Source organism: Castellaniella sp., assembly GCF_034007085.1.
Taxonomy (GTDB): domain Bacteria; phylum Pseudomonadota; class Gammaproteobacteria; order Burkholderiales; family Burkholderiaceae_B; genus Castellaniella.
In genome coordinates this window covers 1-13,681 of sequence record NZ_JAVERO010000052.1, presented here as the reverse complement: position 1 = coordinate 13,681, position 13,681 = coordinate 1, and the positions used below count along the sequence as shown (strand labels likewise).

The window sequence follows — 13,681 nt, the reverse complement described above, 5'->3', positions numbered from 1 at the left end:
AAGAAAGGCGGACATGGCGGACTCCGGAAAAGCGATGGAGTCCAGTGTGCCCTGGCATTCGGGGCCTGCCTATTCGCAATTCCCGTCCTGGCTGAAAGTGTCCTGATCGTAGTGCGCACGAGGCTGCGGCGCGGCGCGACCCGAGCCGTCAGCCTCGTGAAGCGCTGGCCTGGAGTGCAGGCCAGTCAGCCGATGCGCACGCGCAAAACGCCCAGTCCCTCGATGGCGGCTTCGATCTGATCGCCGGGCACGACGGCGCCGACTCCGGCTGGTGTGCCGGTATAGATCAGATCGCCGGCCTTCAGTTCGAACAGCGTGGACAGGTAGGCGATGGCCTCTGGAACCGGCCAGATCATGTCCGACAGGTTGCCGGACTGGCGCAACTGACCATTGACCGACAGCGTGATCGCCCCCTGTGCCATGGCGCCAACGGCAGCCGTCGGATGCAGCGGCCCGATGGGCGCGCTGTGGTCGAAGGCCTTGCCGGTTTCCCAGGGACGGCCGGCTTGCTTGGCTGCACCCTGCAGGTCACGGCGAGTCATGTCCAGGCCGATGGCATAGCCCCAGATACAGGCAGCCGCCCGTTCTGGCGTCAGATCGCGCCCCCCCGCGCCCAGTGCGGCCACGAGTTCGACCTCGTGGTGCAGATCCTGGGTCAGTGGCGGATAGGGCAACACACCCACGGCGCCCTGGGCCACATTCAGGACTGCATCAGCGGGCTTGGCAAAGAAGAACGGCGGCTCGCGCCCCGAGTCGCCCATTTCCCGCGCATGGTCCGCGTAGTTTCGGCCGACACAGTAGATGCGCCGCACGGGAAACCGGGCGGCAGCGCCCTGGACCGCCACAGTGGCGGCCTCAGGACGTGGGATCACGGTATCGCACATGCACGCGCCTTTCAGGCCCGGGCCTGTTCGTAGCGTTCGGCGGACGCACGGATTTCCTGCTTGGCGGCATCCACGTCCGACCAGCCCTGGACCTTGACCCACTTGCCCTTTTCCAGGTCTTTGTAGTGTTCGAAGAAATGCTGGATGCGCTGCAGTTCTTCGGCTGGCAGATCCGCCGTCGATTCGATCTGGCGGTAGGGCGGATACAGCTTGTCGACCGGGCGGGCCAGCAGCTTGGCATCCTTGCCGGCTTCGTCTTCCATGTTCATCACGCCCAGGGCGCGACAACGGATCACCGAACCCACTTGCACCGGGAATGGCGCGATCACCAGCACATCCACTGGATCGCCATCTTCGGACAGGGTCTGGGGGATATAGCCATAGTTGCAGGGATAGTGCATGGCCGTCAACATGAAACGGTCCACGAACACGGCGCCGCTGGCCTTGTCGACCTCGTATTTGACCGGATCCGCGTTCATCGGGATTTCGATCACGACATTGAATTCATCGGGCAGCTTGTCGCCGGCCGGCACTCGATCTAGGCTCATGGATTTCCTTGATAGGTCAGACAGAAAAATCTCTGCGGGCGCCACCGTCCGATGTCTGGGACATGTCCACTCCAGGAATCGGCGCGGTGTCGAAATAGTCGTCTTCAGTGGATGCTGCTCCGGGCCCGGCCTGCGGCGGCTTGGGTGCCGGCACAGAAATGGGCACCGCATCGGCGCCGGTTTCGTCCTGAATGTAGACACCGCTGGCCGCAGGAGGAACGGATGGCGCCAAATCGCTTGGCATTGTGTCATCCGTTTCCTTGAAGCGAGGATCATCGCTTGTGTCGGCAGCCGGCAGCAGGCGATTGACCGCAGGCAGGTCGGCATCCGCTGCCTGGCAGGCCAGACGCCAGTTGCGCAGTGCCTGGTCGGCATGGCCCAGCGCATCGTGCAGATTGCCTAGCAACGCATGGATGTGGGTATCGGCCCGCAACGCGAGGCTGCGTTCCAGATAGTGTTCGCCCTGCCCCCACAGCTGGGCAGCCAGGCAGAGCTGGCCCAACGCCGCCAGCAGGCCGGGATGATCGGGATTGGACCGCAGCCAGAGTTCGGCATGGCCGATGCGCTGGCCAGCCCAGGCCGGATCACACTGGGCATAGAGACGCAACAGACGGTCGTCCAACTGCCGTCCGAGGGCGGCTTCCAGGATGCGGGCCGATTCGGCCGGATGACCCAGGCGTGCTTGGGCCTGAGCGCCGGCCAGTGCCACATCGGGATCCAGTCGTTCATCGGCGCTCAGGTCGCCCCAGAGCGCATTCCAGCCGGATTCCTCGACCACCGCCAGGCGCTGGGCCGTCGATTCACGGATGAATTGGCGGGCCTGGGTTGCGTCAATGGCCCCGCGTCTGAGCAGCAGGCGGGTCAGCGCGTACACGCGATCCGCATGGCCCAGCTGACGATGTGCGCGCAGCAGCAGGCGGGTGCCGTGCAAGAAGCGGGACGAGGCGTCCTGCAAAGGTTCCAGCAAGGCCAGGGCTTCCTCGGCGCGATTCTGGTCCAGATACATTTCTGCCATCACCGTGTCCACCGCCTGACGCAAACGGGAATCCTGGCCGGCGCCTTCCTGGGCAAGTTGCAGGACCTGATCGCGGCGCGCGGTTTCACCCAGCAGATGCAGGGCGCGCGCCGCGCTGAGACCGGCCAGGACCTTGCGGTCGGCCGAACGAGTGCGCGACAGCAGGTTGGACAGGTCTTTTTCGGCTTGAACGTAGCGGCCTTCCAGGACGTGGATCCAGCCGCGTTCGAGCAATTCGACATCGCGCTTCTGGGCGCGGCGCCCGCGCCAGGCGCGCAGCCGGCCGGGGCTGTTCGCCAGCCAGTTCAACGCGCGCAGCAGCCAATGCAACGCCAGGAAAGCCACCAGGGCCAACACCACGGCCAGCGACAGGGACAATTCAATGCGCCACGGTTGAGCAATGATCAGAACGTTTCCGCCGTGTTCGCGCAACACCAGCGCCAACGCCACGGCAGCCGCGAAAAGTATCAGGGTCCAGATCCAGGATCGCATCACATGTTCCTCAGGCCGCGTCAGCAGAGGATTCAGCGGCCGGTGGCACCGTTGCGTCGTCGGCCGGCCCCGAGTCTTCGGGGATGCTGCCTTCCTGTTCGTCCTGTGCTGCGGCGGCGTCCCGGGCGGCAGCGATCGCGGCCAGGCTGTTGTCCACCGTCGGCAGCTGGATTTCGATTGCCGTGTCACGCAATTCACGGGCGATTGTGAGGGCTTCGCGCGAGGTCTCGGCGCGCATGTCGTAGCGCTGGTCTATGGCCCTGGACAACTGGTCGAGTTCGGTCTGCCAGATGCGGGACTGATGCATCATCAAGGCCAGCTGGGCGGTCACAGCCCGCTGTTTCAGGACCTCGCGAAAGCGCAGGGCCTGATCGGGCGACATCAGCAGCGCGGCTGAATCGTCCACGCGGCGCACATCGAACAAACCACGCAGATCCTGCGAAACCAGGCCAGCCATATCGCGTGTCCATTGCCAGGCATCCGCAGCCACAGCGCGCCAGCCGTCGGTGGCCGGGGTCGCCGGTTCATGAGGCGCAGCAGGCGTTTCAGGCGCCAAATTTTCTGGCATCACCTGGCTGGCCGGCTGGCCGGCTGCGTCCGGAACCAGCAGGGGCGCAGTCCCGATCAGGTCGGACAGGCGGTCGATGCGTGCGGTCAGGGCCGAAAGATCGATGGTCGCCACAGCACGCAGGCGGTCCAGGTCGCCGTTGATCGACTGCTGCAACGCCGCCAGCCCCGGACGGTTGGCGCGCGCCAGTTGGGCCTGCGCGGCTTCGAGGGAGATGATTGCATTGGCCACGTTGCCGCCCAGGGCGAGCTGCTGCTGGGCGATGGTCACCAGATGATCGATATCGTTGAGCAGCAGCAAGTCCGAACCACTGTCCGTCATCATGCGCAGCGCCTGGTCGAGTTCCTGGACCTGGCCTGCGGTCGTTTCCAGCGCACTGCTCAGTTCCTGGATCCGGACGGCCTGTTCCTGGACCTGGGACAGGGCCTGCACGGCCTGAGCGCGGGTTTCCTGGACGAGTTGCACGCTTTGCTGATGCTGTTGCTGCAGATCGGCCTGCAAGGCATGGTACTGGCGATTCTGGTAGTACAGCGCCCCGCCCAGGATCAGGGCGAGCAGGACCAGCAGGATCACCGCCCAGGCGGCCCCCCCCGACCGTTTCCGCCTCGCCCCCGCCTGGGCCGTGGCCAGCGCGGATGCTGGCGCTGCCGACTCTGGGGACGGAACGGACGAGCTGTGATCGATATCGGTCATGGCGGCGTATGGGTCCTTTTAGGCAGATCTCGCAGATGCCAATATAGCCTGAAACAGGGCGGCCTCATCGGGTGCGCTCAGGCGCACGGTCAACGCATCCGCTGGGCGGTCCGCATAGATGCATTGTAAACGCCGCGCGATCCGCTCGTGCAGGGTCACGAGCTTCAGGGTGGCGGGCCAGTCCATGGCCTGTCGGCGCAGGCTGTCGGCCACGGCATCGACGGCTTCCAGGCTGGTCAGCAGCAGCGTGCAGCGGCCCGGACCGGCCAGGATGGCGCAAGTGTCGCGATCCCAGATCGCGGGGCTGCGACGATACAGGGCATGGCAGTACACCGACCAGCCTCGTGCCTGCAACTGCCGCGCAAGCCAATCCCGCCCCTGCTGCGCCCGCATGATGTGCGCACGGCCCGGCACCAGACCGACGGCCTCGATGACGGCCAGCAACGATTCCGAATCGGGCGGGGCCCCCTCTGCCGGGGCCAGGATGGCATCGGCAGGGACATGAAGCCGCAGCGCCTGAGCGGTGGCCGCGCCCACGGCCGCCGCCCGGACGCCATCCGGCCAGGGCGTCGCAGCGCAACGCCCATCAAAGCAGGCATCCACCGCCTGACGGCTGACGAAAACACAAAGATCGCCCACCTGAAGCACAGGCGGGGCCACCGCCAGCCGTTCGATCTTCAAGGCGGGGGCTTCGACCACTGCCAGGCCTGCCGCACGCAAGGCGGCCGCCAGCGGTGCGTTGCGCCCTGCAGGGCGCGTCAACACGACCGGGGCAATCAGGTCCATCTGCGGATGGCTCAGGATGCGGCGGATGCGGACAGGCGGGCCAGGATCGCGCCGGCCCCCTGATCCAGCAGGCCCTGGGCCGCCTGCTGGCCCAGCGCTTCGGCGGCACCGGGTTCGCCCACGGTTTCGATGCGCAGGACACGGCTGCCATCCGGTTCGGCCACCAACGCCTGCAGGTAGAGGCGGCCATCGCGCAGGACGGCATGCGCCGCCAAGGGTACCTGGCAGGATCCCCCCAGCGCACGTGATACGGCACGCTCGGCCAGGGCGCAGGCGGTGGTCTGACCACAGGCCAACGGCGCCAGCCAGTCCTGCAGATCGCTGTGATCGGCCAGGGTCTCGATTCCCAGGGCCCCCTGCCCCGCCGCAGGCAGACTCACGTCCACCGGCAGGACGGCGCGAATCCGATCCCCCAGCCCCAGACGCTGCAAGCCCGCTGCGGCCAGCACGATGGCGGCATAGTCTCCCCGGTCGAGTTTGGCCAGCCGGGTATCCAGATTGCCACGCAGGGGCTTGACTTCCAGATGCGGATAGCGAACGCGCAGCTGGGCTTCGCGGCGCAGGCTGGACGTCCCGACGACCGCGCCCGCAGGCAGTGCATCCAGGGAATCCGCTGTGTTGGACACCAGGGCATCACAGGGGTCGGCCCGTTCCAGGATGGTGGACAGGGTAAAGGGCCGCGCCAGATCGACCGGCACGTCCTTGAGCGAATGCACGGCCAGGTCCGCGCGCCCATCCAGCAGCGCCGTCTCGAGTTCCTTGACGAACAGCCCCTTGCCACCGACCTTGGACAGGGTCCGATCCAGGATCTGATCGCCGCGCGTGGTCATTTCCAGCAATTCGACGCGGCAGTCCGGGTAGAGATCCTGGAGACGGGCCTGAACGTGACGGGCCTGCCACAGCGCCAGGCGGCTGGCCCGGGTGGCGATCACAAGGGATTGGGGTGCCGGAGCGGCGGTCATGCGGTATACCTCGAGAGCAGCAGACGCAGCAGCAGGCCCAGCGCGGCCAGAACGGCCAGGCCCTGCAACAGGGTGGGACGTTTCAGTTTCATGGGTTCACCGTGAATCCGGGTAGCCGCCGCGTGGACGAAAAAAAGCCCCCACGCCGGGGGCCTGGGTGATTGGCGCAAGCGCGTCAGCCGCCCTGCGCCGATCTCCCATTACAGCACGGTTTTCAGCAGCTTGCCCATTTCCGAAGGATTCCGGGTCGTACGGATCCCGCAGGCTTCCATGATTTCGAGCTTGGCATCGGCTGTATCCGCGCCGCCCGAGATCAGGGCGCCCGCGTGGCCCATGCGCTTGCCCGGAGGCGCCGTGACGCCCGCGATGAAGCCGACCACGGGTTTCTTCATGTTGTCCTTGGCCCACTGCGCGGCATTGACTTCGTCGGGGCCGCCGATTTCGCCGATCATGATGACGGCATCCGTATCCGGATCGTCATTGAACAGCTTCAGCACATCGATGTGCTTCAGGCCATTGATCGGATCGCCGCCGATACCGACCGCGCTGGACTGGCCCAGGCCGAGTTCCGTGACTTGCGCCACAGCCTCGTAGGTCAGGGTGCCAGAACGGCTGACGACGCCGATGCGGCCCTTGCGGTGGATATGCCCCGGCATGATGCCGATCTTGATTTCGTCGGGCGTGATCAGACCCGGGCAGTTGGGGCCCAGCAGCAGGGTCTTGCGGTTTTCGGCGCGCATGCGGTTGCGGACTTCCAGCATGTCGCGCACGGGGATGCCTTCGGTGATGCAGATGGCCAGGTCCAGGTCGGCCTCGACGGCTTCCCAGATGGCGGCGGCAGCGCCTGCGGGCGGCACGTAGATGACCGAAACGGTCGCGCCCGTGGCCTGCTTGGCGTCCTTGACGGACGCGTAGATGGGGATGCCTTCGAAGTCCTCGCCGGCTTTTTTCGGGTGCACGCCGGCCACGAAAGCGGCGCGTCCGTTGGCGTAGTCGCGGCACATGCGGGTATGGAACTGGCCGGTCTTGCCGGTGATCCCCTGGGTGATGACCTTGGTGTCCTTGTTGATCAGAATCGACATGTTCTATTCCCTGTGGTGCTTATTTCGCGGCGGCGACAGCGGCGGTCGCGGCTTCGGCCATGGTATTGGCGCTGATGATGGGCAGGCCCGAGGCCGCCAGCATCTGCTTGCCCTGTTCTTCGTTGGTGCCTTTCATGCGCACCACCAGCGGCACGTTCAGATTGACGGCCTTGCAGGCAGCGATGACGCCTTCGGCAATGACGTCGCAGCGCATGATGCCGCCGAAAATATTGACCAGAATGGCCTTCACGCCGTCGTTCCTGAGCATGATCTTGAAGGCCTCGGTGACCTTTTCCGCCGTGGCGCCGCCGCCGACGTCCAGGAAATTGGCCGGTTCGCCGCCGAACAGCTTGATGGTGTCCATCGTCGCCATGGCCAGGCCTGCGCCGTTGACCAGGCAACCGATATTGCCATCGAGCTGGATGTAGGCCAGATCGAATTTGCTGGCTTCAATTTCGGCGGGGTCTTCTTCATCCAGATCGCGATAGGCGACGATTTCGGGATGGCGGAACAGCGCATTGGAATCGAAGTTGAATTTCGCATCCAGGGCGATGATATTGCCCTTGCTGTCACGGTTCAGGGGGTTGATCTCGACCAGCGAGGCATCGGTTTCCATGTAGCAGGTGTAGAGCTTCTGGCACACATCGATGAACTGGTCCACTGAGTCGGCCGGCATGGCAACGCCCTGCGCCAGCTTGTCGCCATCGGCCCGGGTGAACCCCTGCAGGGGATCGATCTGCACGGTCACGATTTTTTCGGGCGTGGAATGGGCGACTTCTTCGATGTCCATCCCGCCTTCGCTGGAAGCAATGAAGGCCACTTTCTGCGTGGCGCGGTCGGTCACGACGGACAGGTAGTATTCCTTTTGAATGTCGGCGCCATCCTCGATGTAGAGGCGGCGGACCTTCTGGCCTTCGGGGCCCGTCTGGTGGGTGACCAGCTGCATGCCCAGGATCTGGCCTGCCAGGCTGCGCACATCGTCCAGAGATTTGGCGACTTTCACGCCCCCTCCCTTGCCGCGCCCACCGGCGTGGATCTGCGCCTTGACGACCCAGACAGGACCTCCCAGTTTTTCGGCTGCCGCCACGGCCTCCTCGACCGAAAACGCGGGGATGCCGCGCGGGACAGTCACGCCAAACTTCTTCAGCAATTCCTTGCCTTGATATTCGTGAATTTTCATGAGTTACCTGTCAGTGGAGAGAAAAGAAAGCCGCCGGCCCGCCGCTTCGACGTGCCGGATCGATGAACGCCATCGGCCCGCAGTCCTTGGAAGGGGACATCAGGTCTCATTGGCATTGGCCTCGTCGGGAACGAACCAAGGGGAATAGTGTGTGCGCACTACCGGCCCCCCCACCCGCAGGGCGTGGCAGCCATCCAGTTGGAAAGGCCGTTCGCCCGTATCGGACTCACGCTGGCGCCCCGCCATGGTCTGCACCGCCACCGTGGGCAGGACATTGGTCAGTTCAGTGACGTGGGTACAGCCCGCCGTGCGGCCAAAGCGCTCGCGCACATGCCGGCGAAACTGGTTGAGCAGATTCAGGCCGACCAGGTGGCGGTATTCCGGCGCGATGGCACTGCAGAAGCCACCATAAGGGGCGGCCTCGTAGGCAGCTTCGGCGGCGGTGATGGTGAACTGCTCGTCGATGGTGACGCGCAAGCGCATATGATGCACCGGCGCGCCTGCGGGGTGCACGCCCCCACCACGAATCGGAAAATCGTAGGCCTTGGTGTCGATGAGTTCGGCTTCCAGGTCCCACAGCCCGTCATCCCGGGCATAGGATTCGACACGGATGGAGCGTGTATGGACAGGACGGCGCGGACACGCCGGATCGGACAAGGGCATGGAAAACGAAAAGGCCTGAATTCGTAGAACCTTTCAATTATATACCGTGTATAAGCCCCCGATTATATCGGGGGCCGGATCCGACCCGTGTCCGCTCAGGCAGCTTGTCTCAGCGTCCGGGCCGCCTGCACCATCGCCTGCAACGCCGCGCGGGTTTCCGGCCAGCCGCGCGTCTTCAGGCCACAATCGGGATTCACCCAGAGCCGTTCGGCAGGCAGGCGGCGGGCCGCACGGCGCATCAGATCCACCATCCAGTCCTCGCGCGGCACATTGGGTGAATGGATGTCATAGACCCCCGGCCCGATATCGTTCGGATAGGCAAAGTCTTCGAACGCACCCAGCAATTCCATGTTCGAGCGCGAGGTCTCGATGGTGATCACGTCGGCATCCATCGCCGCAATCGACTCGATGATGTCGTTGAATTCCGAATAGCACATGTGGGTATGGATCTGCGTGTCCTCGCGCACCCCGCCGGTGGACAGGCGAAAGCAGTCCACTGCCCAGTCCAGGTAGGCAGCCCAGTCGTCGCGCCGCAACGGCAGGCCTTCACGAAACGCCGGCTCGTCGATCTGGATCACCGTCACGCCGGCCTGCTCCAGGTCCAGGACCTCGTCACGCAGAGCCAGGGCGATCTGGCGGCACGTCCGTTCGCGCGGCTGATCATCACGCACAAAGGACCATTGCAGGATTGTCACCGGGCCGGTGAGCATGCCCTTGACCGGCCGATCCGTCAGGGACTGCGCATAGACCGACCAGGCCACGGTCATGGGCGCCAGGCGCGCCACGTCACCATAGATCAAGGGCGGCTTGACGCAACGAGAACCATAGCTCTGCACCCAGCCGTGGGCCGTGAAGGCGAAACCGGCCAGCAATTCACCAAAATATTCCACCATGTCGTTGCGCTCGGGTTCGCCGTGCACCAGGACATCCAGGCCGATTTCCTCCTGGAAACGCACGACGCGCTCGATTTCATCGCGGATCGCCTGTTCGTAGGCCGCATCCCCCAGCGTACCGGCCCGCCAGTCGCGGCGCAACGCGCGGATTTCCGGAGTCTGCGGAAACGAACCGATGGTCGTCGTCGGATAGCGCGGCAGTCCCAGGCGTGCCTGTTGCGCAGCAATGCGCCGGGCAAACGGCACCCGATCGCGGCCGATCGAATCCAGGGTGGCCAGGCGCTCGGTCACGTCGTGGCGATGGATGCGGCTGGATGCCGCACGGCTGCTCACGGCCTGGCGGGCCGCCGCCAGCGCGTGCTGATCGGCCTCGTCCGCGCCCCCATCCACCAGAATCCGCAGCAGACGCAATTCATCGAGCTTCTGCACGGCAAAGGACAGCCAGCCGCGCAGTTCGTTGTCCAGCGCGGTTTCCAGGCTCAGGTCGATCGGCACATGCAACAGCGAGCATGACGGCGCCAGCCACAGACGTTCGCCCAGGCGTTTCGCCGCTGCGCGGACCTGCTCATGGAGACGGTCCAGGTCGGCGCGCCAGACGTTGCGGCCATCGATGACGCCCAGGGACAGAATCTGGTCGTCGCGCAGCGCCGCCAGCACAGCGGCTTGCTGGTCCGGCGCACGCACCAGATCCACGTGCAGCCCCTGCACCGGCAAAGCGCGGATCACGTCCAGATTGTGCTCGATGCCGCCAAAATACGTCGCCAGCAGAACCTTCGGCCCCTGGGCCGTCAGGCTGGCATAGACGCCGGCCAATGCCGCGCGCCAGGCCTGCGGCAGATCCAGCACCAGAACAGGCTCATCGATCTGCACCCACTCGACCCCCTGGGCCGCCAGGCGCCGCAGCACCTGCTCATAGACGGCCAGCAGGCCGGGCAGCAAGTCCAGTTTGCCCGCATCGCCCGCCCCGCCCTCGTAGGCATCCCCCTTGCCCAGCCACAGCCAGGTCAGCGGCCCCGGAATCACCGGGCGGACGCGATGGCCCAACGCCTGGGCCTCGGCCACTTGCTCGAACAGCGCTTCGCGCGCAATGCGGTAGGTCTGACCGGGATGCAATTCGGGCGTAATGTAGTGGTAATTCGTGTCGAACCACTTGGTCATTTCACAAGCCGCTGCCGGCGTGCCCGACGGCGCCCGGCCCCGCGCCATGCGAAACAGAGTATCCAGATCGACCGGCGCATCATCCGCCTGGCCAAAGCGCGCCGGCACCGCCCCCAGCATCGTGGTCCATTCCAGAATGTGGTCGTACCAGGCAAAATCGCCAACCGGCACCCAGTGCGCACCCGCATCGACCTGGATGGCCCAGTGGCGGGCTCTCAATGCACGGCCTGCTTCCAGCAAGCTGGCCTGATCGGATTTGCCGGCCCAGTAGGCTTCCTGGGCTCGTTTCAGTTCTCGGTTTGCACCAATTCGAGGAAAGCCCAGATTATGAATAACTGTCATGATAAATTCCATTTGAATTAAAATTTCTCAATGAACGCTATTCTGCCTGGCTCATCAGGAAATAAAAAATCAAATCTCGCACGAATAACATGAGAAAAATTCATGATTGAATTCAGACATCTGGAAACCCTGTTGGCCATCCGCGATGGTGGCAGCCTGCAGGAAGCCGCCGAGCGCCTGCATCTGACGCAATCGGCCTTGTCACATCAGGTACGCGATCTGGAAGTCCGGCTGAAAACCCCGTTGCTGAACCGACGCACTCGCCCTGCCCGCCTGACGACAGCCGGTTTGCGACTGGTGGCGCTGGCCGAAGATGTACTGCCGCGCGTGCGGGCGGCAGAACAGGAACTGCGCCGCCTGGCGGCTGGCCGCGCTGGCCGCCTGCATGTCGCCATCGACTGCCATTCCTGCTTTCAGTGGCTGATGCCGACGCTGGACGCATTCCGCAAGGACTGGCCGGAAGTCTCCCTGGATCTGACGGCCGCCTTTTCCTTCGCCCCCCTGCCCGCTCTGGCGCGCGGCGACCTGGACGTGGTGATCACTTCGGATCCCGAGCCACTGGAATCGGTGGCCTACACCCCGCTGTTCGCCTATGAACTGGTGCTGGCGGTCTCCAGCCAGGGACGGTTGGGCTCGGTCAGCCACATTCACCCCGAAGACCTGGCTGATCAGGTCCTGATCACCTATCCGGTCGACCGTTCCCGCCTGGACGTCTACACGGCCTTTCTGGATCCGGCCGGCGTCGAACCCGCCGCCCTGCGTACCGCTGAACTGACGCCCATGATCGTGCAGCTGGTCGCCAGCGGCCGGGGCGTGGCAGCACTGCCCAGTTGGGCACTGGATGAATACAAAAATCTGCCGGGCCTGAACATCTGCCGCCTGGGCACCGGCATCTGGCGCACCCTGCAGGCGGGCATCCGCATCGAAGATGCGGATACGGCCTATGTGCAAGCCTTTCTGGAACAAGCGCGGCGCACGTGTTTCGAGACCCTGCCGGGGATAAAAGACAGCGACTCAGTCGGCCCCGTCCGCCGATGAAACATCCGCATCGAAATGCCCCCGCCTGTCCAGCAGGCGCCGGATGCAATCGGCGGAAAACCCGCGCCCTGCCATGAAACGGTATTGCCGGGCATATTCACGTGGATCCGCGGGGGGATGACCGAATTTGCGCTGCCAGACGGCGCGCGCGCGTTCGGCTTCGGTGGCGTTCAGGGTGTCCCGCAGATCGGCCAGTTGTTCGTCCGCGACCCCCTGCTGACGCAAAGCGCTCAGGATGCGCTGCGCGCCCTGACGTTCGGCAGCGCGATGCGCATAGGCCTGGGCATAGCGCTGATCGGACTGCCAGTGTTCACGCGCCAGATCATCAAGCACGGCCTCGATGGCTGCAGGATCGTCGCACCAGGCAGACAGCTTGCGCTGGAGTTCAAGGCGGGAATGTTCCCGGCGCGACAGATAGGCCACCGCGCGGGCCTTCAGGCTGGGGCCGCCGCCAGAACCACGCCCAGGCGGACCTTCGCCGCCCGGCCCGGTACTGAAACCGCCGTCTGTTCTATTTCCCATCGGCCTCGGAAGCCGCTGGCACGGCCCGAGGCGCGATGCCCAGGTGCTCGCGCACACGGTTTTCGATTTCGAAGGCCATGTCCGCGTGTTCCTTGAGGTATTCGCGGACGTTGTCCTTGCCCTGGCCGATGCGTTCGCCGTTGTAGCTGTACCAGGCGCCCGACTTGTCGATCAGGCCGGCCTGAACCCCCAGATCGATGATTTCGCCTTCGCGGGAAATGCCCGTGCCGTACATGATGTCGAATTCGACCTGCTTGAACGGCGGGGCGACCTTGTTTTTGACGATCTTGACGCGGGTTTCGTTGCCGATGACCTCGTCGCCTTTTTTGATCGAGCCGATGCGGCGGATATCCAGGCGCACGGAAGAATAGAATTTCAGCGCGTTGCCACCCGTGGTGGTTTCCGGATTGCCGAACATGACGCCGATTTTCATGCGGATCTGGTTGATGAAGATCACCATGCAATTGGCGCGCTTGATCGTGGCCGTCAGTTTGCGCAGCGCCTGGCTCATCAGGCGGGCCTGCAGGCCAGGCAGCGAATCGCCCATGTCGCCTTCGATTTCGGCCTTGGGTACCAGCGCGGCGACCGAGTCGATGACGATCAGGTCGACCGACCCCGAACGCACCAGGGCATCGGTGATTTCCAAGGCCTGTTCCCCCGTGTCGGGCTGGGAGATCAGCAGGTCTTCCAGGTTGACCCCCAGGCGCGCCGCATACTGGACGTCCAGGGCATGTTCGGCATCGACAAAGGCGCAGGTGCCGCCGATTTTTTGCATTTCGGCGATGACCTGCAGGGTCAGCGTGGTCTTGCCGGAGGATTCCGGCCCGTAGACCTCGATTACCCGGCCACGCGGCA

The 13,681-nt window shown here is 64.7% G+C and carries 13 protein-coding genes; 1 reads left to right on the top strand and 12 read right to left on the bottom strand.

Annotated features, from left to right (window positions below):
• Window positions 1-185: 185 nt before the first annotated feature.
• From RBR29_RS06545 to metE, 10 genes are all read right to left on the bottom strand, one after another.
• Window positions 186-884: a fumarylacetoacetate hydrolase family protein gene (locus RBR29_RS06545; RefSeq protein ID WP_320348161.1), complete on the bottom strand. Its 699-nt coding sequence runs from the start codon at window positions 882-884 to the stop codon at window positions 186-188.
• An 11-nt stretch (window positions 885-895) separates the two neighbouring features.
• The gene (ppa, locus tag RBR29_RS06540; RefSeq protein ID WP_320348160.1) at window positions 896-1,432 is read right to left on the bottom strand and encodes an inorganic diphosphatase; all 537 of its coding nucleotides are present in this window, start codon (window positions 1,430-1,432) and stop codon (window positions 896-898) included.
• A gap of 16 nt (window positions 1,433-1,448) precedes the next feature.
• Complete coding sequence (locus tag RBR29_RS06535) at window positions 1,449-2,939, bottom strand: heme biosynthesis HemY N-terminal domain-containing protein (RefSeq protein WP_320348159.1); 1,491 nt, start codon at window positions 2,937-2,939, stop codon at window positions 1,449-1,451.
• Between the two features lie 10 nt (window positions 2,940-2,949).
• A complete protein-coding gene (locus tag RBR29_RS06530) occupies window positions 2,950-4,200 on the bottom strand; it encodes a uroporphyrinogen-III C-methyltransferase (protein WP_320348158.1) in 1,251 nt (416 codons plus the stop codon).
• Between the two features lie 18 nt (window positions 4,201-4,218).
• The gene (locus tag RBR29_RS06525; protein ID WP_320348157.1) at window positions 4,219-4,986 is read right to left on the bottom strand and encodes a uroporphyrinogen-III synthase; all 768 of its coding nucleotides are present in this window, start codon (window positions 4,984-4,986) and stop codon (window positions 4,219-4,221) included.
• Window positions 4,987-4,997: 11 nt separating this feature from the next.
• Window positions 4,998-5,948, bottom strand: coding sequence for a hydroxymethylbilane synthase (gene hemC, locus RBR29_RS06520; RefSeq protein WP_320348156.1), 951 nt, complete (start codon window positions 5,946-5,948; stop codon window positions 4,998-5,000).
• Between the two features lie 200 nt (window positions 5,949-6,148).
• Complete coding sequence (sucD, locus tag RBR29_RS06515; RefSeq protein ID WP_320348155.1) at window positions 6,149-7,030, bottom strand: succinate--CoA ligase subunit alpha; 882 nt, start codon at window positions 7,028-7,030, stop codon at window positions 6,149-6,151.
• 19 nt (window positions 7,031-7,049) lie between these two features.
• Entirely contained in the window at window positions 7,050-8,210 is a 1,161-nt protein-coding gene (gene sucC, locus RBR29_RS06510; protein ID WP_320348154.1) for an ADP-forming succinate--CoA ligase subunit beta, read from the bottom strand.
• A gap of 99 nt (window positions 8,211-8,309) precedes the next feature.
• A complete protein-coding gene (locus RBR29_RS06505) occupies window positions 8,310-8,873 on the bottom strand; it encodes a DUF2889 domain-containing protein (protein ID WP_320348153.1) in 564 nt (187 codons plus the stop codon).
• Between the two features lie 95 nt (window positions 8,874-8,968).
• On the bottom strand, window positions 8,969-11,266 hold the full coding sequence (metE, locus tag RBR29_RS06500) for a 5-methyltetrahydropteroyltriglutamate--homocysteine S-methyltransferase (protein ID WP_320348152.1): 2,298 nt from the start codon (window positions 11,264-11,266) through the stop codon (window positions 8,969-8,971).
• A 102-nt stretch (window positions 11,267-11,368) separates the two neighbouring features.
• Between metE and RBR29_RS06495 the strand changes: the two genes are divergently transcribed.
• Window positions 11,369-12,304, top strand: coding sequence for a LysR substrate-binding domain-containing protein (locus RBR29_RS06495; protein ID WP_320348151.1), 936 nt, complete (start codon window positions 11,369-11,371; stop codon window positions 12,302-12,304).
• Here the strand turns inward: RBR29_RS06495 and recX are convergent.
• Window positions 12,281-12,826 carry a recombination regulator RecX gene (gene recX, locus RBR29_RS06490; RefSeq protein ID WP_320348150.1) on the bottom strand — a complete coding sequence of 182 codons (546 nt, stop codon included), beginning with the start codon at window positions 12,824-12,826 and terminating at the stop codon, window positions 12,281-12,283. The two genes, RBR29_RS06495 and recX, sit on opposite strands and share 24 nt — an antisense overlap.
• A partial coding sequence (gene recA / locus RBR29_RS06485) for a recombinase RecA (protein ID WP_320348149.1) occupies window positions 12,816-13,681 on the bottom strand: 866 nt, incomplete at its 5' end. The genes recX and recA, both read right to left, overlap by 11 nt.

What these genes read in the sequence shown, in the direction of transcription:
- RBR29_RS06545 (WP_320348161.1), bottom strand. Translation starts at nt 884, where the DNA reads ATGTGCGATACCGTGATCCCACGTCCTGAGGCCGCCACTGTGGCGGTC.
- ppa (WP_320348160.1), bottom strand. Translation starts at nt 1,432, where the DNA reads ATGAGCCTAGATCGAGTGCCGGCCGGCGACAAGCTGCCCGATGAATTC.
- RBR29_RS06535 (WP_320348159.1), bottom strand. Translation starts at nt 2,939, where the DNA reads ATGCGATCCTGGATCTGGACCCTGATACTTTTCGCGGCTGCCGTGGCG.
- RBR29_RS06530 (WP_320348158.1), bottom strand. Translation starts at nt 4,200, where the DNA reads ATGACCGATATCGATCACAGCTCGTCCGTTCCGTCCCCAGAGTCGGCA.
- RBR29_RS06525 (WP_320348157.1), bottom strand. Translation starts at nt 4,986, where the DNA reads ATGGACCTGATTGCCCCGGTCGTGTTGACGCGCCCTGCAGGGCGCAAC.
- hemC (WP_320348156.1), bottom strand. Translation starts at nt 5,948, where the DNA reads ATGACCGCCGCTCCGGCACCCCAATCCCTTGTGATCGCCACCCGGGCC.
- sucD (WP_320348155.1), bottom strand. Translation starts at nt 7,030, where the DNA reads ATGTCGATTCTGATCAACAAGGACACCAAGGTCATCACCCAGGGGATC.
- sucC (WP_320348154.1), bottom strand. Translation starts at nt 8,210, where the DNA reads ATGAAAATTCACGAATATCAAGGCAAGGAATTGCTGAAGAAGTTTGGC.
- RBR29_RS06505 (WP_320348153.1), bottom strand. Translation starts at nt 8,873, where the DNA reads ATGCCCTTGTCCGATCCGGCGTGTCCGCGCCGTCCTGTCCATACACGC.
- metE (WP_320348152.1), bottom strand. Translation starts at nt 11,266, where the DNA reads ATGACAGTTATTCATAATCTGGGCTTTCCTCGAATTGGTGCAAACCGA.
- RBR29_RS06495 (WP_320348151.1), top strand. Translation starts at nt 11,369, where the DNA reads ATGATTGAATTCAGACATCTGGAAACCCTGTTGGCCATCCGCGATGGT.
- recX (WP_320348150.1), bottom strand. Translation starts at nt 12,826, where the DNA reads ATGGGAAATAGAACAGACGGCGGTTTCAGTACCGGGCCGGGCGGCGAA.